This is a genomic window from Rummeliibacillus pycnus, from assembly GCF_050459865.1.
Classification (GTDB): Bacteria; Bacillota; Bacilli; order Bacillales_A; family Planococcaceae; genus Rummeliibacillus; species Rummeliibacillus pycnus_B.
This window is the reverse complement of sequence record NZ_JBCMNM010000017.1, coordinates 49,925-69,159: the sequence shown is the minus strand read 5'-3', so window position 1 is coordinate 69,159 and position 19,235 is coordinate 49,925. Positions and strand designations below refer to the sequence as shown.

Annotated in this window: 18 protein-coding genes, 1 tRNA gene, 1 pseudogene and 2 riboswitches; of the genes and pseudogenes, 2 read left to right on the top strand and 18 right to left on the bottom strand. The window is 32.3% G+C overall.

The window, feature by feature from the left end:
• Positions 1-235: 235 nt before the first annotated feature.
• From ABE048_RS04410 to ABE048_RS04400, 3 genes are all read right to left on the bottom strand, one after another.
• On the bottom strand, positions 236-388 hold the full coding sequence (locus ABE048_RS04410; RefSeq protein WP_430309406.1) for a hypothetical protein: 153 nt from the start codon (positions 386-388) through the stop codon (positions 236-238).
• A 412-nt stretch (positions 389-800) separates the two neighbouring features.
• A tRNA-Thr gene (locus ABE048_RS04405) sits at positions 801-871 on the bottom strand.
• A 129-nt stretch (positions 872-1,000) separates the two neighbouring features.
• Positions 1,001-1,429 (bottom strand): DUF4395 domain-containing protein, encoded by a 429-nt coding sequence (locus ABE048_RS04400; protein WP_430309405.1) that lies wholly within the window; start codon positions 1,427-1,429, stop codon positions 1,001-1,003.
• Positions 1,430-1,618: 189 nt separating this feature from the next.
• Between ABE048_RS04400 and ABE048_RS04395 the strand changes: the two genes are divergently transcribed.
• A complete protein-coding gene (locus ABE048_RS04395) occupies positions 1,619-2,236 on the top strand; it encodes a TcaA NTF2-like domain-containing protein (RefSeq protein WP_430309404.1) in 618 nt (205 codons plus the stop codon).
• A gap of 52 nt (positions 2,237-2,288) precedes the next feature.
• On the opposite strand, the gene ABE048_RS04390 is transcribed toward ABE048_RS04395, so the two are convergent.
• The 3 genes from ABE048_RS04390 to ABE048_RS04380 are packed head-to-tail and all read right to left on the bottom strand — an operon-like array spanning position 2,289 to position 5,020.
• The gene (locus ABE048_RS04390) at positions 2,289-3,389 is read right to left on the bottom strand and encodes an ABC transporter substrate-binding protein (RefSeq protein WP_430309403.1); all 1,101 of its coding nucleotides are present in this window, start codon (positions 3,387-3,389) and stop codon (positions 2,289-2,291) included.
• Between the two features lie 25 nt (positions 3,390-3,414).
• Positions 3,415-4,194, bottom strand: coding sequence for an ABC transporter ATP-binding protein (locus ABE048_RS04385; RefSeq protein ID WP_430309402.1), 780 nt, complete (start codon positions 4,192-4,194; stop codon positions 3,415-3,417).
• A gap of 4 nt (positions 4,195-4,198) precedes the next feature.
• Positions 4,199-5,020, bottom strand: coding sequence for an ABC transporter permease (locus ABE048_RS04380; protein ID WP_430309401.1), 822 nt, complete (start codon positions 5,018-5,020; stop codon positions 4,199-4,201).
• Positions 5,021-5,275: 255 nt separating this feature from the next.
• Here ABE048_RS04380 and ABE048_RS04375 point away from each other — a divergent pair, with 255 nt between their 5' ends.
• Positions 5,276-5,674, top strand: coding sequence for a hypothetical protein (locus tag ABE048_RS04375; protein ID WP_430309400.1), 399 nt, complete (start codon positions 5,276-5,278; stop codon positions 5,672-5,674).
• Between the two features lie 73 nt (positions 5,675-5,747).
• On the opposite strand, the gene ABE048_RS04370 is transcribed toward ABE048_RS04375, so the two are convergent.
• From ABE048_RS04370 to ABE048_RS04315, 12 genes and pseudogenes are all read right to left on the bottom strand, one after another.
• A complete protein-coding gene (locus ABE048_RS04370; protein WP_430309399.1) occupies positions 5,748-5,900 on the bottom strand; it encodes a YpzG family protein in 153 nt (50 codons plus the stop codon).
• Between the two features lie 147 nt (positions 5,901-6,047).
• Positions 6,048-6,464: a hypothetical protein gene (locus tag ABE048_RS04365; protein ID WP_430309397.1), complete on the bottom strand. Its 417-nt coding sequence runs from the start codon at positions 6,462-6,464 to the stop codon at positions 6,048-6,050.
• A gap of 902 nt (positions 6,465-7,366) precedes the next feature.
• The gene (gene ribH / locus ABE048_RS04360) at positions 7,367-7,834 is read right to left on the bottom strand and encodes a 6,7-dimethyl-8-ribityllumazine synthase (RefSeq protein WP_430309396.1); all 468 of its coding nucleotides are present in this window, start codon (positions 7,832-7,834) and stop codon (positions 7,367-7,369) included.
• Positions 7,835-7,846: 12 nt separating this feature from the next.
• Positions 7,847-9,037, bottom strand: a complete 1,191-nt coding sequence (locus ABE048_RS04355) for a bifunctional 3,4-dihydroxy-2-butanone-4-phosphate synthase/GTP cyclohydrolase II (RefSeq protein ID WP_430309395.1) — start codon at positions 9,035-9,037, stop codon at positions 7,847-7,849.
• A gap of 204 nt (positions 9,038-9,241) precedes the next feature.
• Complete coding sequence (gene ribE / locus ABE048_RS04350; RefSeq protein WP_430309576.1) at positions 9,242-9,880, bottom strand: riboflavin synthase; 639 nt, start codon at positions 9,878-9,880, stop codon at positions 9,242-9,244.
• 407 nt (positions 9,881-10,287) lie between these two features.
• Positions 10,288-10,418, bottom strand: a riboswitch (FMN riboswitch).
• A gap of 142 nt (positions 10,419-10,560) precedes the next feature.
• A riboswitch (FMN riboswitch) is annotated at positions 10,561-10,689 on the bottom strand.
• A gap of 121 nt (positions 10,690-10,810) precedes the next feature.
• A complete protein-coding gene (locus ABE048_RS04345; protein ID WP_430309394.1) occupies positions 10,811-11,560 on the bottom strand; it encodes a hypothetical protein in 750 nt (249 codons plus the stop codon).
• A gap of 298 nt (positions 11,561-11,858) precedes the next feature.
• Positions 11,859-13,055, bottom strand: a complete 1,197-nt coding sequence (gene wecB, locus ABE048_RS04340) for a non-hydrolyzing UDP-N-acetylglucosamine 2-epimerase (protein ID WP_430309392.1) — start codon at positions 13,053-13,055, stop codon at positions 11,859-11,861.
• Between the two features lie 171 nt (positions 13,056-13,226).
• A pseudogene (locus tag ABE048_RS04335) lies at positions 13,227-13,991 on the bottom strand (ABC transporter ATP-binding protein); the annotation flags it as partial.
• 14 nt (positions 13,992-14,005) lie between these two features.
• Positions 14,006-14,809 (bottom strand): ABC transporter permease, encoded by an 804-nt coding sequence (locus ABE048_RS04330; RefSeq protein WP_430309390.1) that lies wholly within the window; start codon positions 14,807-14,809, stop codon positions 14,006-14,008.
• The gene (locus ABE048_RS04325) at positions 14,806-16,083 is read right to left on the bottom strand and encodes a nucleotide sugar dehydrogenase (RefSeq protein ID WP_430309389.1); all 1,278 of its coding nucleotides are present in this window, start codon (positions 16,081-16,083) and stop codon (positions 14,806-14,808) included. The genes ABE048_RS04330 and ABE048_RS04325 overlap by 4 nt, the downstream gene beginning before the upstream one ends.
• Positions 16,084-16,253: 170 nt before the next feature.
• Positions 16,254-18,962: a glycosyltransferase gene (locus tag ABE048_RS04320; RefSeq protein WP_430309387.1), complete on the bottom strand. Its 2,709-nt coding sequence runs from the start codon at positions 18,960-18,962 to the stop codon at positions 16,254-16,256.
• A complete protein-coding gene (locus ABE048_RS04315) occupies positions 18,949-19,206 on the bottom strand; it encodes a hypothetical protein (RefSeq protein WP_430309385.1) in 258 nt (85 codons plus the stop codon). The genes ABE048_RS04320 and ABE048_RS04315 overlap by 14 nt, the downstream gene beginning before the upstream one ends.
• Between the last annotated feature and the right edge of the window lie 29 nt (positions 19,207-19,235).

The following is a 19,235-nucleotide window of genomic DNA, read 5'->3' as shown; positions in this document are numbered from 1 at the left end:
TATAATTTTATAACATTTGTACCAATTCTAACACAAACCATAGTTCAATAACCTTATAATTATTCCTTTTTTTAAATTTTTACTAATACACATACATTCCTTTTAGATACAAATAAAAAAGAGACCAATCATTTTTGATTGATCCATGTTCAAAAGTGGAACTAATATCTGTAATATAATCTGCAAACTATCACATATCAGTTTAATCGTTACTTATATTTAAGCTAGGTAATTGTTATCTAGTTACCGCATAGTAAATTACGTATATCCAGCTTAAAATACCATGAAATATCGCCCATAAGATTGATTTGTTTACGCTCCAAGAAATTGTAATCGCTAAAGCTGAACCGAATCCAATACCTGTTTTCACAGTTTCTTTCTTCTTCATCCAAATACCTCCCTTATTTTTCAAATACATATTACACGTTCATCTTTTGTGGACTTGTTATATTTATGCCCTGACGTATAACCTCAAGCGTCTTTTCATTTACATGCTATTTATAGTATATTATATTCAATAAATCAAAGTTGATGAAATAACAAGTAATCTAAGCAAGGACAAGCTTAAATTAGCAATCTTAGATCTTAATGAAGATTTAGTTAAAAAAGGATTAGCCCGAGTTGCTGATGTAACGTTGAGTGTAATGTGTAACAAAAATTTGTAACATCCCTCAAAAACAACCATAGTCCTATATACACTCAAGATAACTTTGACAAAACAAAAATCCTTACAAACGATGATATAAATCAACATTCATAAGGATATTAATATTTATAAGTAATACTATATTTGATATTAATGCCGACTAAGAGAATCGAACTCTTATCAATGGATTACGAGACCACCGTTCTACCATTTAACTAAATCGGCAATGAGATGATAAAGTATATATCAAGTACAAGAGTCATTGTAGCACTTCTCAGGGAAACTTTCTAGGTATTAGAATAAAAAATTTAACCAATATATTAATTTTCAATTCTTCATCATCTCTAGTTATTCTTAATGAGTAGCTTTTTTTAATTTGTATCGCAATTGATTTATTTGGAAAAAGATAAAGCAACCAATACAAAATCCTAAGATTGCGATGCCTGATGCCGCTGCAACCATAATGGTAAAGGTATAGCCTATTATTGATTTATCTAATTCAAAGCCTATAAATCCAAGGAATAAAAACGCGATCGCTATACATGAATTGAATTTTTGTTGTACGACATCTTCAGGAATGTAATCTGAAGGCTTTTTTTTCAAAAACAATCTTGCAAATTTCATAAATGGGTTAAAATTGAAAAAAAGCCCTAGTAAATTTGCAATAAGCGGAATTAATAAAATAAATGGTTGATGAAAAAACCACGTAGCTGTTGTGCTTAATAAAATAGTCCATTGATTAACTCGTACTAAAGGTCTAGGTATAGATACTATTTTATCCACTTCAAAACCCACCTTTCATATAAGAATAATTATAATAATACTCTAATATATGAAAAATCTAAAGGGTTTTGTTCATATTATTTTCATTTCAATTTATCGAATTTTGGTTAACAAATTCTTTCCATACTATCAACTTTGTAGCAAATACGTTATGATTAAGAAAAATAGTTTGTGAAAGAAGGTACTGACATGAAAAAATGGAAGCTCTTATGTTCAATCGGATTAGCAGCTTCTTTAATGGTTGCTTGTAGCAATGATTCTGCAAAAACATCAAAGGAACCGGCAAAAACAGAAGCATTTACTACTGAAAAGCATTCGACTGATCAATCAAACAATACAAATGAAAATTCTACATCAACATCTACAAAGCAACAAACAGAAACTTCTTCTAACAATATCGTGGTTTCTGGACAAAAGATGACAGATGCAGAACAACAAAAACTTTCTGATTTTATTGCAATGTATCCAGTTGTATATGCGAAAGCAATTGAAACTGGAGATTTTTCTCCTTTAGCTAACGAATATATCATGCATGATACAAAATTATACGAAGATCTTTTAGCAGAAATCCCTGAAAAACATAAACAAGGGTTTATTGAAGAAGTAAGTAAATTAGAAATCAACTCCATTAAACGTGATTCAGATACTGATTTCACTGTTAATACAAAAGAAGTCATTGCCGAAACACAAAATGGCAAGAAGGATACAAAAGTATACCATCGCAAATATAAGGTCTATTACAATTATGTTGAAGGCAATGATGCACAAAGTTTCTTCCAAATCTCTGAAATTACAGATGTAAAATAAACTTATTATACAAAAAAGGAATAAGCAAATAGCTTACTCCTTTTTTATTACTCTATTTATAGCTTCCTAAAATCTTTACAGCCTCTTCAGTAACAGACGTATCAACGGCTTTATTAAAGTCGAATTCACCTTGCGTTGCGCCATTAGCTTTGTACATTTCATATTGGTTTTTAATATCATCTACACGCATTTTGCCATCTGGATCAAGCCCAGTTACATTTACTTTATCCCATAAAGCAGGATCCTTTAACGCAGTGTATTTCGTCATAATATTAACAATTTCTGCTTTTCCCTCACCTTTTGTGAAAGCATCGTTATAATCACGAACACCTTTTAAATATGCGAGCATGAAGCGTAGTGATATATTCTTTTCCTCTTTCATAAACTTTGGAGAAGCTAATACTAATGCAATCTGTGAATCTGGAGCAAAATCAGTTGCATCCCCAAAACGAGTTAAAATCCCTTTACTTACTCCTTGGGCAATTAATGGCTCGATGCTAAGTGCTGCATCTATTGATCCATTTTCTAATGCACCAAGCATGCTACCGAAATCATTCATGATCACTGTTTTTACATCTTTTTCAGTTAATCCAGCATGTTTTAACATTAGCTGATAAATGTAACCGTCAATTGAATTCTTAGATGAGATGGCTATTTTCTTACCTTTGAAGTCCGAGTAATTTTTAATAACATCTTTCATCTTGTTGCTAATTACGAAAGTAAAATAGGATTTTCCTGGCATATTATGCCCCTTATCTCCTACTATCTTTACATCGATACCTTGGGCAATCGCATTAAAGAAAGATGCTGTAGAAATACCTCCTGCAATATCAACCTCACCAGCAGCAAGTGCCGGAAGCATATCGTCGCTATTTGCAAATTGGGCAAACTCTACTTCTATATTGTAATCAGCAAAATAGCCTTTTTCATTTGCAATATAAAACCCAGCCCCTGAAGCTGCCCCGTCTTCAGCAATTACTACCTTTGCTTTCTTGTCTAATGGTGCTAAATCACCTGATTTATTATCCTTACTTACTTCATTGTCTACCTTACTGTTATTTGAAGATGAGGTACCATTATTTGTACATCCCATGATGACCATCGCAAGTAATAGTAATGGCATCATAAGACCGCGTTTCAACCATTTCCCCATTAAAATCCCCCTTTACATAACACAACTACTTCCTAGACTTTTGAACTTCTTCATGCAAGTGCTTTAATATTTCAATAAAACTTTCTGTTGTTTGTTGATTTGCACGAATTTGTTCGATATTTCGTGGTCTTGGCAAATCATTTCTAATCTCTTTGATTATCTTTCCTGGCTGAGCACTCATCAGTAAGATACGGTCACTTAATAGTAACGCCTCATCAATACTATGCGTGATGAACAATACTGTTTTCTTTGTTTCTTCCCAGACAGAAAGTAATTCTTCTTGAAGGATAAATTTGTTTTGCTCATCAAGTGCTGCAAAAGGTTCATCCATCAACAATATTTCCGGATCATTTGCAAATGCACGTGCAATACTTACACGTTGTTTCATTCCACCAGATAGCTCTTTTGGATAAAGCTTTGAAAACTTTTCAAGTCCAACTTTTTTTATATAGTAATCTGTTCTTTCTTTAATAATGTCATGAGGTAAATGTCTCATTTTCAAACCAAAAGCCACGTTATCTTCTACTGTTAACCAAGGAATAATACCTCTTTCTTGAAAAACCATTGATTGAAGAGGTCTATCTTCCTTGCCCTGCTTAATCTCAAAATCACCTACACTTGTTGTTTCTAATCCCGCCAAAATTCTTAACAATGTCGTTTTTCCACAACCACTCGGGCCTATAAGACAAACAAACTCACCTTCTGAAATATCTAATGACACTTGATCTAAAGCTGTAACACTACTATTTTTCTTAAAGAATACTTTAGTCATATCTTTAATAGATATTTTCATTTGATCCACCATAGCCTCACCTCCAAGGCAGAATTTTCTTCTGAAGATATCGCAGTAATAGAGAAAATAGATAGCCAAAAAACGAGATGAGAATGAGCCCAACAAACATTTCCTTCAATAAAAAGGCTTTGTAGGAGGTCCAGATTAGATAGCCTATACCTGAAGTAGCTCCCATCATTTCAGCTGCAACAATCGTTAAAAGCGCAATTGCCTGCCCCATTTGAATTCCTTCCATCATGACAGGAAGTGAACCTGGAAGTGCAATTTTAAAGAAGAAATCCTTAGAATTAGCCCCATAGTTTTTTGCAACATCTAAGTAAATGGAATCGATATTGATAACACCTGCAGTTGTATTTATCACTACTGGAAAAAATACACTACCTGCGATCGTGACTACTTTTGAAAAATCACCGATACCAAATAATATGATAATGATTGGTAATAAGGCTAATGTTGGAATAGGCATAAGCGACATCACTATTGGCGATATAAAATGCCTAATTGGAGAATATAATCCCATCAATAATCCGATGACTACACCAGGTATTACGCCTAGTAAAAATCCAGCAAATATTCGGTATAAAGAGATCCAAATATGATGAAATAATTCTCCAGTTACAGCCATATTAAAGAAAGTACGAAGAATTTCTGTTGGCGGCGGGAAGAAACGTACATCAATTAAATCTGTTCGGGATAAAAACTCCCACAAAAGTAAGAGAAAAATAGGTGAAGCGATTGTAAGCATCTGCTTCATGCGTTCATTTAACCGTCTTTTTTTCCATTCCTGCTGTTCAATTTCGACAGGATTATGGGTTTTAGTGATTTTATCGTCTCTCATACTTCACCACCTCTTCCATAAATGATATGTCTATGTGCTTCAAAGTGTGTCGATTGCCTACAAAGAAGGAAAAATGAGGTGGTAAATTTACATTATTATAGCTTTAAAACAAATACTGGAAACCTCTATAAGATAATATGTAAATAAAATATATATTTTTTATATAACTTATTTACTTAGTTCATAAGTAGCTATATAATACGATTGTTATATGTCTTTTATCATATAAATACAGACTTTTTAGGAGTAAAAAGAATGAAATTAGATAGAGATATTGTATTTTTAGAAAAAAGTATTGCAAAAAGTGATTTCTCATCAGCACGTAAATTAATTGAGCACAATATAGAGAAACTATCGAATCCCCGCGTTCGATCAAAACTAAGTATGGAAGCTTTAACCTTTTATAATTGTGTAATTCAATTAAATAGTGAAAGCGATCATGACTTGTATTCAAGAGAAACACAACTGATTATCAGACATATTAATTCTTTAGCATATGGTTGCAAGTTTGCAGAGCTTAAATCTTATGCATTTTTACAAAAAGATTTGTTATCTAATCCAAAAATTTATAATGCACTTTGTGAAGATGCGAAGATATTTCTTTCGAAACCCCAAAATACTGAACTTGAAGTTAAAGATAGTACTTGTATGTAATTAAAAGAAGTCACATCAGTGTTTTAACACTAATGTGACTTCTAAATTGATTACACCTTATCCTACACGATGATTAAAATTGTCGCGCTTTCGCTTCACTTTTCAAAATACGGTTATGGAGAGTCAACTGCGACTGTCCCTTCACCTGCGATTTCGAATGTTTTAACCTAGTCCAGAGTTGATGAACTTTTTGAGATTTTGGGTCTAAGTAGTCCGGCTTTCCCATTGTCTTCACCCTCCTGATCATGTTGGATTTCAAAAGTGAAATCTAAAATAGTATGGCTTGAGGATTAATTTTTATACTCAATCTAAAATAAGATTTAGTAATATTAAATCCATAATATAAAGAGAATTGTCATCTGATATTTTCTCACTACTTCATTTTCACACTATCGATCATGATATATCCAAAAATAATTCCAGTAATAGTAGTTAATGTTGTAGTCGTCTCCCCTAATAACATCGCTTCTTCAGCAAAGAATAATTTTTCACCATATGATGTGTAAATTAAATAAGGTAATAAGGCAACATAAAGAGCTGGACATGCAATGATTATTAGTTTTAACCAATCAAAACTCCATTTCTTTTTTCCTTTATTTTCATCTAAAAATTTTGGTATTCGCAGTAATATACCAATGATCATAGGAAATAAAATTGTAAAAATCATTATCGGAAAGGAATTATATGTAGTTTCAGCTTCATTTCCTAAATAGACACGAAATCGTAATCCTAAATATATGGCTATTGCAAGAATTATTACCCAAATAAAATAACTAAGGAAGCGTTTCATAACAATTCCTCCAATTTTTGTTAAGTCTTTTTATACTAATAACTTTCTCTATAGAAACCTAATTTTCCTATAATGAATTCATAAAAATATACTTTTTATATACTTTTTATGTTCAAAAAGCGAAACTAAAATTACCATGGTTATTTCGTGTATTATTTTTTCTATTTTATGTAGTTTTTTACTAATGTAATGAGGATATAGGACTCAAAGTATCGAATCTCTATTTTATTCCTACAAATAAAAAACCCGGAAAATTAATTCCGGGTCTGATTTCACTTTATCCTTCATGTTGATTAAATTGTTAAAGCTTTGCAGTACTCACAGACTCATGCCTCAAAAGGCTTTCACCTGAGATTTAACTTTTTAATTGGTTGCACACAGTAGATGAACATTCATGAGAATTAAGAAACGAGTTCTGGTTACTCATTGTTATTCAACATCCTGATCATAAAAGTTTATATCCTTTTATGATGATTAAAACGTTAAGCTTTCGCTTCTTACTCAGACCTGATCCACGGGACTTCACTCCGTTTCTTAAGCTTGAGAATTTAACTTTTTAATCTTGCCCAGAGTAGATGAACTCTCTGAGTAATTAACGCTTTTTTGGCGGATCACCCATTGAATTCTCCCTCCCAAATCATGGAAGATTTACGAATCCTTCATGTTGATTAAAATGTTTTGCATTCGCTTTATTACTCAGACCTGATCCACGGGACTTCACTCCGTTTCTTAAGCTTGAGAATTATTAACGCTTTAATCTACTTTGAGCTATAGTGCTCACCTGGACTTGGTTCCCCCATCGGTTAACCCCTCCTGTGTCATGAAAGGATTTCTTAAGTGAAATCTTTTATAGTATAGCTCGTACAACTTCTTTTATACATCTACTTAAAAACTATTTAAATTTAATCAAACATGCGGCTTAAATTAGCCATTTCAATTGCTGAAACTGCTGAATCATATCCTTTGTTTCCTGCTTTTGTGCCAGAGCGTTCGATAGCTTGTTCAATATTTTCTGTTGTAACAATACCAAACATAATTGGAACACCAGTTGTTAATCCTACATTGGCAATACCTTTTGCTGCTTCATTACAAACATAATCATAATGAGAAGTTGCGCCTCGAATAACAGTGCCTAAACCAATAATTGCATCATATTTTTTTGTTTCAGCCATTTTTTTTGTAATAAATGGTACTTCAAATGCACCTGGGACCCAAGCGATATCAACATCTTCTTCAGACACACCATGACGTTTTAAACCGTCCATAGCACCACTTAATAATTTTGCTGTTAAAAATTCATTAAATCTTCCAACTACAATCCCAATTTTTAAACCTGTACCGATTAATTGTGCTTCAAATGTTTTTGCCATTTCCATTCACTCCTATGCTAATATATGTCTCATTTTAATTTTTTTTGTTTCTAAATATTTTTCATTTTCCGGCTCTGGCTTAATTTCTACTGAAACACGCTCCATCACTTCAATACCATATTTCGCTAAACCCTCAATTTTAGCAGGATTATTTGTCATTAATCGAATTTTAGTAATACCAAGATCTCGAAGCATTTGAGCACTTAATCCATAATCACGCATTTCAGCAGGGAAACCTAAATGAACATTGGCTTCCACTGTGTCATATCCTTGTTCTTGTAACTCGTAAGCTTTTAGTTTGTTGAGCAGGCCAATTCCTCTGCCCTCTTGACGCATGTATAATATAACGCCTGAACCTGCTTCTTCAATCATTTCTAATGATTTATGAAGTTGAGGTCCACAATCACAGCGTTTTGAGTGGAAAATATCACCTGTTAAACATTCTGAATGAATACGAACAAGTGGTGCTTCATCAATTTTGGGATTTCCTTTAACAATTGCAAGATGTTCTTTATTATTTAATCGATTTGAATAGCCAACCATTTGAAATTCACCAAATGAAGTAGGTAATTTTACAGATGCTACACGATCAACCAATTGTTCATTTTCATAGCGATAGTTTATTAAATCAGCGATTGTAATGAATTTCAAATTATGCTCTTTAGCAATTTCGTGCAACTGTGGTACTCTTGCCATTTTTCCGTTATCAAGCATGATTTCACAAATCACACCTGCGGGTTCTGAACCACAAATTTTAGCCAAATCCACTGCGGCTTCTGTATGTCCCTGTCTTTCCAATACACCATTATCTTTTGCTACTAACGGAAATACATGACCTGGCCGGCGAAAATCAGAACCTTTAGCAGTAGCACTAATCAATTGTAAAATTGTTTCAGAGCGTTCAAATGCACTAATTCCAGTTTCCGTCGTTTTGTAATCAACACTTACAGTAAATGCAGTTTGATGATTATCAGTATTATTTTCAACCATCGGATTTAGTTGAAGACGATGGGCTAATGTTTTAGACATTGGCGTACAAATTAAGCCACGTCCGTACTTCGCCATAAAGTTAATGTTTTCAGGTGTTGCATATTCTGCTAACACAAGAAAATCTCCTTCATTTTCACGGTCTTCATCATCTACAACGATGATCATTTTACCGTTTTTTAAATCCTCAATTGCTTCTTCGATTGAATTAAACATTTAAATACACCCACCTTATATCAATGATAACTCGGTATTTTAGTCCAGATATTGATTTTTATTTGCACAGTTTTCTTTACAAAATATTTGATGTACGCCGGGGGCCAATACTTTTTACAACAAGTGTTTATTCACTCACTGAAAGTAGCCAAAATCTATTTTCAAATTACACTAACAAAGTTAGTAGAAATGTACTGAAAGAACTTAGAATCCATTTTCTTTTAGGAAGTCCAAAGTTATCGTTGAATTTTCTTGTTTTTGTTCTAAATGATTGATCACATATTTTCCGAGTAAATCATTTTCGATATTTACCATATCATTTTCTTTTTTAATACCTAATATTGTTTGATCAAATGTATGAGGAATAAGCGATACGGTTAGTTGACTTGGCTTCACATCGAAAAGAGTCAGGCTTATTCCATCAATTGCAACTGAGCCTTTCAACATGCAAAACTTACTTAGCTCTTTGCTTATTCCTATATCCACATAAACGGCGTTTGCAAATTTTCTTTTTCTTAGAATGACACCTGTACCATCAACGTGCCCTGATACAAAATGTCCTCCGAATCGTCCGTTTGCAGGCATTGCTCTTTCTAGGTTCACATATTCTCCACTTTGTAGTGATTGAATATTTGTCGCTTTTACAGTTTCAGGCATGACTTCTACTGTGAATTGGTTGTTTGAAAACGAAATAACAGTTAAGCAAACACCATTAACTGCAATACTGTCACCTAAATGGACATCTTCTACGATTTTTTGGGATTCAATCGTTAATTGCATACTATTTGGTGCATTTTTGATAGCTTTTACATTTCCTAAATCTTCTACAATTCCAGTAAACACTTGTTTCACCTCATTTCGAAACAGAAGGTATCTTGATATCTTTGCCAATCATTAGAACCTCTTCCTTGCAATCTTCAACGTAAAGATTCATAACATTTTTTCCATTTCATTTATTACTTCTTCTATAGATATAGTTGGTTTAGAAAATTTGAAAATCAAAACATGATCTTGTTGGAAACTTTAATCTCACCTACAAGCTTTGACCTCCGCGACTTGTGCAAGGTTAACTGCCAGATTCATAAAATAATCATCCGATAAGTAAAACCTTCTAACTGGATAAAATTTTTACCAAAAAGAAAACTCCATAAGGAACAAAACCTTTAGGAGTTTGTGGGAGAATATGTAGTAAATGGTATCACTAAATAAGCCTATTGAAATCTATTGTTCAAAAGCTCATACCATTGCTCATTGTCCTTCTCCCATCCAGACTATACTGTCGGCTTTGGAATTGCACCAAATCCTGCCTATAAAAGGCTCACGGGCTTAGAATTTCTTCATCACCGTCGATTGGGATTTTCACCCGACCCCGAAGGACTACGAATATTAAATTATTTATGGTTTTCTAAATAAAAGAAAACCCCATAGATTTTTATCTACGGGGTGGGTTGGAAGGTTGATTTTAATATCATCAAATAAACCTACGGAATATTATCGTATCCCATAAGTAAATAAGCGTTCCATACATCCTTCTCTCATCCAGACTATACTGTCGGCTTTGGAATTGCACCAAATCCTGCCAAAAAGGCTCACGGGCTTAGAATTTCTTCATCACCGTCGATTGGGATTTTCACCCGACCCCGAAGGAATTATTTATCTATGGGCAAAGTATAACACTCTTTTAATGAAAAATCATTAATATTTTATAATTTGTCTTCTCTTTATCAGAAACAGTGTAATTCACTATAAAATCAATAAGTTTAGTTAAAAGAACTATACAACTTTATTCGAATTTTCATAACGCTTAATTACGACTTTATTTAAATTATCATGGCGTTTTATTAATACACTGATCATTTGATGCCATTTTTTACATAGCTTAGCAGCTTCTTTATATTCATCGGAATCTTTTGCAACAGGTTCTTCAGGCTCTAAAAATACATATTCTATTATCGGATTAGATAAATCATCTACTACCACTTTCAAGCTTAGTTTTGAAACTCCTTGTTCTTCACTCTTATCTGATTTTTCTTCAGTATCCTCATCTTCATCATTTTTTTCAGCCTTTTCTGGTTCCATTAAATAAACCAAGGAATTTCCTCCCCCATCAAGCAAGGATCCCCCTAGTAGACCACCCCTTGAGATTAATGCTATTTGATTTCCATCTTCTTCAATCGACGTTTCGTAAATCTCGTTAAATAAATATTCCTTTACTTCAAAATCAGAATCTATGTCTTCTCTCTTCGCAACAAAGAAAGTTTGCGATGCCTCACCTAACATTAACGCATTTAAATAGTCTGCAGAAATCGTCGATTGGCTATGAGGATAAACTTCTAGCATTTCTTCCACTTCACTTTTAATTTCTTTGTCTCTTTGCATCTCTATCAACTTTAACTGATGAGAACCCCATTTATACACTAAAAAAGAAAGTAATAAACAAAATAATTTAGTTCCAATCGTTGGAACGATAAAGGTTAATATAAAAAAGAAGACACTTAAAAGAAAAAATAATAAAAGAATCATGAGCAATCCACCTTTTTTTACAAATCACATAAAGTAATGAAAATAAAATGATTTAAAATACTACACCCTAATAGAAATACTATTCGGTTATTATCTATTTCATTCTCATTTTTACTAGATTTATCAAAGAAAATTTTATTGGTTTGTAGACACACTCATTTATTGTTACTTTTGTGATTATATGCCCTAAACAATTCTTTACCGAAATTGGAGTTCTTGATTAAATAAAAAAAAGAGACTCCCTATGGATTCTCCTTTAATTAAAGCTATAACTTTTGCCAGTTACATATATTTAGGTTCAGTTAAGAACCTTTTCAATATTTTTATGTAAACTAGCTTTTTCTAATCTTTCGAAAGACTTTGGCATTTCTTTTCTTTTTCCAAAATAATACAGTATTGATTCTACAATTCTTTCAGAAGCATGTCCATCCCCATACGGATTAGAGGCTTTCGACATTCTTTCATATTCCTTTGAATCAGTTAATAATTCATTTAGTAATTGATATATCGTTGATTGTTCTGTACCCGCAAGTTTTAATGTTCCTGCTTCGATTCCTTCTGGTCTTTCTGTTGTATCTCGAAGAACTAATACTGGGACACCTAAAGATGGTGCCTCTTCTTGAATACCACCTGAATCAGTTAAAATGATATGCGCTCTTGATAAGAAATTATGAAAATCAATCACTTCTAATGGTTCAATTAGGTGAATTCTTTCGTTCTCCCCTAATATTTCTGCAGCAATTTCCCTTACTACAGGATTTAAATGAACTGGATAGACTACTTGAAGCTCATCATGTTCATCCACAATCTGTTTAATCGCTTTGAACATATGTCTCATTGGTTCCCCAAGATTTTCCCTGCGATGTGCTGTTAAAAGAATCATTTTGTCATTACCGATTTTCTCTAAAATTGGATGACTATATTCTTCAGAAACAGTAGTCGATAATGCGTCGATTGCTGTATTTCCTGTTACGAAGATAGCATCTTCTTTTTTATTTTCATTTAACAAATTTTGTTGTGCTTTTTTTGTAGGGGCAAAATGAAAATCAGCTATTACACCTGTAAGTTGTCGGTTCATCTCTTCCGGGAACGGTGAATATTTGTTCCAAGTTCTTAAACCTGCTTCGATATGACCAACTGGAATTTGATTGTAAAATGCAGCTAGACTAGCTACAAACGTAGTCGATGTATCACCGTGAACCAGCACTAAATCCGGTTTTTCGATTTGTAATACTTCATTTAACCCTTCTAATGCACGTGTCGTTACATCTACTAATGTTTGACGCTTAGTCATAATATTCAAATCATATTTTGGTTTGATATTAAATACTTCGAGCACTTGATCAAGCATTTCACGATGCTGAGCAGTGACAGTTACAATCGATTCTATTTCATTTTGATGTTTTTCCAATTCAAGTACTAATGGAGCTAATTTAATCGCTTCTGGTCTTGTACCAAATATTGTCATGATTTTCATTTTAGATTGACTCGTCATATAAAACCTACACCTCTATTTACTAAATTAGATAAACATGTATGCTGCACTAATAATTACTACGAATAGCATTACAACCGTTTGTGTAATGAACGAAAAATTCAAACCGCTTTTTTGATTGTTTTCGCTAATTGAATTACTTGATTCCTCTTTGTACTGTTCACCCAACGATTGATTCCGATTCGTTTTCTTATCTTCTTCACTTAATGCATTAAACCATTTGATAAACTTTTTATATTCGACAATTACTTTTTTCGTATCGTCAAACATCTTAATTTGACCAAAATGAACCCACATCACACGATCACAAAATGCTTCGATTTGTGATAAGGAATGACTGACAAAAATAATCGTTTTTCCTTGGCTTTTAAATTCATTAATCTTATTAAGACATTTTTGATAAAATGTTTGGTCTCCTACGGACAATGCTTCATCAACTATTAATATATCTGGATTTGTATGAATTGAAATGGCAAACCCTAAACGAGATTTCATACCACTTGAATAATTTTTGACAGGTTGGTTAATGAAATTTCCTATGTCTGCAAATTCAATAATATCTGAAGTTAATTCATTGATTTCAGCGTTGCTTAAACCGTGCATTAAACATTTCATCTTAATATTTTCTAAACCTGTTAATGAAGCATTTAACCCAACTGAAATTGCTATTAATGATGTTTCACCATTAATTTCAATTGATCCTTGACTTGGAGGAATAACTTGGGCAAGTAAATTGGAAAGCGTAGATTTACCAGAACCGTTCAATCCAATGATTCCAATTGCTTCTCCAGCTTCAATTTCAAAACTGATATTTCTTAACGCATTAAACTGATCTCGATCTTTTTTTAAAGAAATAATATCTACTAATTTATCAGATTGTTTACTATATAATCTGAAACTTTTTGATACATCTGTGCATCGAATTTTCGGATTCATTCTTCTTCCTCCGATTATAGATAGTCAACAAATTTGTTACGGAATTTGATGTGTAAATAAGAGCCTATTATTAAAATTAGAAAACTAAGACTCCAGAAATAAATCATATAAGATAGGTCTTCAAAAAACCATTGTCCACCTAATATAGAATATCTAAAGCCTTCAATTATATAAAATAGTGGATTTAACTTCAAAATATTGACAAAGAAATCAGGGAAATTATGAACGTTCCACACAATAGGTAAGAAATACATTAGCAAGCGCACAATTGATTGCACCATTATTTGTACATCTCGTATGATTGTTGTAAGTGTCGATAACAACAATGTTATTGCAAAAAGAAAGAAAAATAAGCAAATTAAATAATAGATTAGCTGAAGTAAATATGCCCCTGAGAAGATACCATATAATGAAGCAATTCCAATTGTAAAAATGATCATTGGAAATAAAGATATTGAATTCCCTACAATCTTAATTGTTGGTAAAACACTAACTGGAAAGTTCATTTTAGATACTAAATTTACTTTCGCAAAAATACTATTAGATGCTTGTGTAATGGTTCGACTTATAAATAACCATGGTACAAGTCCAATGATTAACCATAGAAAAAACGGGGTTCCATCAACTGGAGAACCTTTTCTAATTCCAAGTCCGAAAATTAGCCAATATACACCGATTTGAATGAATGGGTTTAATATTTGCCACAATGCACCTAAATAGTGCATTGTATATTTCCCTTTTTCTTCATATAAACTTAAACGGAATATCAAGTTTAAATGAAGAAATTGTTCTTTCAAAACTTGCCCTGCGAAGTTCATACAAGAGTAGCTTCCTTTTTAGTAAATTTATAAAGATTTCCATAATTCATATAGTCTACATCATTATTAAGAGCTCGAACTACATTTTTTGTATCAAAAATTCTTTTGTTAGACATTTTCATAAAATCAAAATCTCCAAATTGTTTAAATTCATCGTGATCTGATAATATAACGACTAAATCTGAATTATTGACTGCTTGTTCTAAATCTTGCATTACCCAATCTAATTTAACATGAGGGTCATATGCACGAACTTCATAATTTCCTTGAGCTTTTAACATATCAAATATTTCTAAAGCTGGACTTTCACGAATATCATCCACATTACCTTTATATGTTAGACCAAAAACGGTTAAGACTTTACCATTTACGTTTTGCATTAATGTATTGACATTCTCTACTACAAAATGAGGCATTGAAGTATTTATAGTACGAGATAAGTTGATTAATTGTGCAGTTTCTGGAGCTTTAGCAACGATGAAATATGGATCTACTGCTAAGCAATGACCTCCTACACCAGGCCCTGGCGTGTGTAAGTTTACTCGAGGATGTTTATTGGCCATTTTAATCACATCAAGTGCATTAATTTCTAACTCATTACAAACCTTTGCAAGTTCATTGGCAAGAGCAATATTGACATCTCTAAATGTATTTTCCATAAGCTTAGACATTTCAGCAGTCTTCGCATCTGTTCTAATAATTTCACCTTGAACAAATGTACTGTATACATTTACGCCAGCTTCTGTACATGCTGATGTAACTCCTCCAACAATACGATTGTTAAATACTAATTCTTGAAGAATTTGTCCCGGTAAAACTCTTTCTGGACAGTGAACTAAGAAAACGTCTTTACCAACTACAAAACCTTCCTCTTCAACTAATGGTCTTACGTAATCATCCATGCTACGAGGAGCAATAGTTGATTCAACAATGATTGTATTTCCGCTCTCAATATATGGTAAAACTGATTTTACCGCACTTAATACATATGTTAAATCACAAGATTTATATTGATCGTTAAGGTTCGGGGTTGGTACAGAAATAATGAATGTATCAGCCTTTTCAGGTGCATATGCAGCTTTAAATGTTCCCATAGAGATCACTTCTTCTAAAGCTTCTTGTAATCCTGGCTCTTCTAAATGGATTCTCCCACCATTCAATGAATCTACTACTTCTTTCTTAACGTCCACACCGACAACATTCACATTGTGTTTTGCAAACATAATTGATGTAGGTAATCCAATATATCCTAAGCCAATCGTACATAATTTCATCATTATATCCTCCAATATACAAGTTAGTCATTTTTAAAAGGTTTTCGATCAATTTATTTGATTCAAGTTAACCTTGAAACTGTATGAGTAAAAGAATTAATATTAAAATCATTGCGTTCTTATGAAAAGTTACATCACCTCCCTTCAATCTGATATTTGAATTTCAAATATCAGATTTTGGAGAAGTATTTTGCAATCTTTTGGTACTTTCCTTTTTTGTATAAAGTTTCGAATTTATCAATCTCTACTGTATTTTCCTTGATATATTCCTTATATAAGGAATATATTTTGTAAAGTGTATCGATTGCCTCTTTCTGATCATCATCAGTAATTCGTTTAATTCGGATTAAATACCAATTTCGGAAATAGAAGTTGAATCGCTTTTCCATATACAATGTAAGCAAATCATTATTTATCAAAAATGGAAGTCTCTCTTTTTCCAAAGTGTAATACTTATCGAAGAATTTTTTCGTTACAGTATTTGTAACAGATCCTGTCACTGCCGCATAATAGATGTGTATATCCAGATCAATGACAGCACCTTTTGTAGAATGCAGCAACAACTCTTGGAAAAATAAAGTATCTTGCCCCCCTGCATTTTCAACCATTTTCAATTGATTTTCTGTAATGATTTTTCTTTTTACAACTAGAGCCTGGATACTTTGTGCTCTCAAATTGGTATTGATTAATAATTGCTTAGGGTTATTGATGATCTGACTTTGAATTGCCTCAATTACTGTTTGATAATATTTGAAATAGCTAATTTTGGTGTTATCAAATTTAATCATGTTACCTATGGCAAAATCTAATTCTCTATTGCTATTTAAGAGATTTAATAATTGAGCATAACCATCATTGACTGCTTCATTATCAGGGTCTAAATAAGTTACATATTCACAGTTAGCAAGTTCTACTCCCCTGTTTCTCGCTCTTGATGCACTACCACTTCCACCTTCTGGGAAGAAATAGGTCACTATATTGGAGTGCTCTCTTGCAATCCTATTAATCGTGATTAACGTTTCTTTATCTGTAGAACCATCATCTACCATAATAATTTGCATTTTTTCAAAAATACTGCTTCTTTTTAAGCTATTAAAACACTTGTTTAATAGATATCTTCCATTATTGTAAACAGGTACAATAACAGATAACTCATAATCCGAATTTGATATCTCAACTTCTACTTCTCTTTTTGTATTCAGTTCAAAATGATCGATACAATACCCGTATCTTCTTATATAATTTGGCTGAATTTGTAATAACTCATCAGCTAGAAATGCGTTAGCCCAAAAAATGGTTTTATATTTATCTTTGATTTCATTGATATAATTATGTTCGGTCCCTTTAATTAGTTCGTCGCCGTTGAAATATCCATTTTTTGTAATATAATCCGAATCTGTATATTTAAAACCATTAATCATATCTTCTAAATAGTATTCCTGATAGTGATAATTTGAATTGAAAAAGGCGATGATATCATATTGTGATTTTATATGTTCGTTGAAATCAGCTTCAGAAATAATATCTTTATCTCTATAAGTTTGATTTTCAAAATCTCTAATCACATCTTCATTTATCGTATCTGCCACTACTAATACTTTTTTTACTAGATGTTGTGAGCCCAATCCAATTTTTTCTAACAAATCATCAAATCTTTGAAATGTTGTATGTGATGACATAGCATTTCGAATACCTAATACTTGGTGTTTATATACTTCATCGTCCGTAAATCCATTCAGAATATCTTGGACTTCTTTGCGATCATTCACTATAAAGACATTTGGGAACTTATTATTCACACCGACACTGTAATTTGAGATAATGATGTTCCCAATTGCTTGTAGCTCATAAATTCGATTGGCAAACATAGTTTCACTGTATTTCACAGAGTTTAGATTGATCGCCCAATCATATAATTTATGGACCTTTTGAAGATACTCATGCTCTATTGCTGGCGATACATATTCTAGGTACTCCTGTGGAAAGAAGTAATTTACTTTATCCAAATGGAAATTACGATCGATGATTTTTAAATTACGATTTGTACTATTAACACCCTCGAAAATCTCAACTGTTTCTTTTTGTCTATCAGGGTATTTGTTTAGCCAAGACCCTGCAAAGAATACACCATTGCTTTTTTTGGTATTTCTCATACCGATTGGATTATGGTACAGAGGATTAATACCAAATTCTAAGACAAAAACTTTATCGTTTTTACATGCTTTTTTATAGTCTTTTATCTTTTCTTTTGCTGTTGTAAATACATAGTCACATTTCTTTGCAATGCCGATAAATTTTTCATAATTAACTGGATCTTCTTTGGAATAAAAAACTGTTTTCACTTGATTCTTTTTGTAGAAATTTAGTATTTTGTATAATACTGTTCGTTTTGCTGACGAAGGATTTGCCATTCCAACCCAGCTACCATCTAATCCTTTCCATGCAGTTACAACTAACAATAGATCTAATTGATCCTTATAATCTTGATAATTTTGAATTGTAATAGGAATGAAATTCGCAACATCCTTGTAGGATTGATATAAAAATTCATCTGCAATAATCCCTATACGTAGCGTATTTTTTTGAAAATATCTGCTACCATTACTATTAGGAATTTCATCAAGGAAAGGTTTAATACGATCGAAATATTGTAAATCTGCTACTTCTTCACGGTAACTTAGATATTCTACTTTCGACATATTTGATGGTTCTGATTTGATTTCATATAGGAGCAACGATTCTTCGGGTATGATAGTTGGTAACTCTCCATATTCCTTTAGATAATCAATTTTATATTTTTCTTTTTTGATTTCAGTTTCTAGATTTAGTCTTTTTGATTGGATCTCTTTAAGCTGCTCTTCAATGTTAGTAATTTGCATTCTTTTTGCCTCGCTTAATTCTTTTTAAGAATCTCCAATATACATAAGTTAGTTTTCCAAGCTTTGAATTACTGATTGCATGAAATTGCGATTGTAATTTTTGGTAAGAATTTAATAGATTTTCTTCCTGGTTATACATTCTCAGTAATTCTTCTTGAATGACTATTTTTGATCTTTTTTCGTTAATTAAAGATTCTTTAAGAGATTCCAATTCTTTCGATAAATCTTCCGTTTTCAGTTCCAAAATTAGCACTCCCAGTAGTAAATTAGATG

Bases quoted from the DNA above. Each gene is read 5' to 3' on its own strand.
- ABE048_RS04410 (WP_430309406.1), bottom strand. From the start codon at position 388: ATGAAGAAGAAAGAAACTGTGAAAACAGGTATTGGATTCGGTTCAGCT.
- ABE048_RS04395 (WP_430309404.1), top strand. From the start codon at position 1,619: ATGAAAAAATGGAAGCTCTTATGTTCAATCGGATTAGCAGCTTCTTTA.
- ABE048_RS04390 (WP_430309403.1), bottom strand. From the start codon at position 3,389: ATGGGGAAATGGTTGAAACGCGGTCTTATGATGCCATTACTATTACTT.
- ABE048_RS04385 (WP_430309402.1), bottom strand. From the start codon at position 4,194: ATGGTGGATCAAATGAAAATATCTATTAAAGATATGACTAAAGTATTC.
- ABE048_RS04380 (WP_430309401.1), bottom strand. From the start codon at position 5,020: ATGAGAGACGATAAAATCACTAAAACCCATAATCCTGTCGAAATTGAA.
- ABE048_RS04375 (WP_430309400.1), top strand. From the start codon at position 5,276: ATGAAATTAGATAGAGATATTGTATTTTTAGAAAAAAGTATTGCAAAA.
- ABE048_RS04370 (WP_430309399.1), bottom strand. From the start codon at position 5,900: ATGGGAAAGCCGGACTACTTAGACCCAAAATCTCAAAAAGTTCATCAA.
- ABE048_RS04365 (WP_430309397.1), bottom strand. From the start codon at position 6,464: ATGAAACGCTTCCTTAGTTATTTTATTTGGGTAATAATTCTTGCAATA.
- ribH (WP_430309396.1), bottom strand. From the start codon at position 7,834: ATGGCAAAAACATTTGAAGCACAATTAATCGGTACAGGTTTAAAAATT.
- ABE048_RS04355 (WP_430309395.1), bottom strand. From the start codon at position 9,037: ATGTTTAATTCAATCGAAGAAGCAATTGAGGATTTAAAAAACGGTAAA.
- ABE048_RS04345 (WP_430309394.1), bottom strand. From the start codon at position 11,560: ATGATTCTTTTATTATTTTTTCTTTTAAGTGTCTTCTTTTTTATATTA.
- wecB (WP_430309392.1), bottom strand. From the start codon at position 13,055: ATGACGAGTCAATCTAAAATGAAAATCATGACAATATTTGGTACAAGA.
- ABE048_RS04330 (WP_430309390.1), bottom strand. From the start codon at position 14,809: ATGAACTTCGCAGGGCAAGTTTTGAAAGAACAATTTCTTCATTTAAAC.
- ABE048_RS04325 (WP_430309389.1), bottom strand. From the start codon at position 16,083: ATGAAATTATGTACGATTGGCTTAGGATATATTGGATTACCTACATCA.
- ABE048_RS04320 (WP_430309387.1), bottom strand. From the start codon at position 18,962: ATGCAAATTACTAACATTGAAGAGCAGCTTAAAGAGATCCAATCAAAA.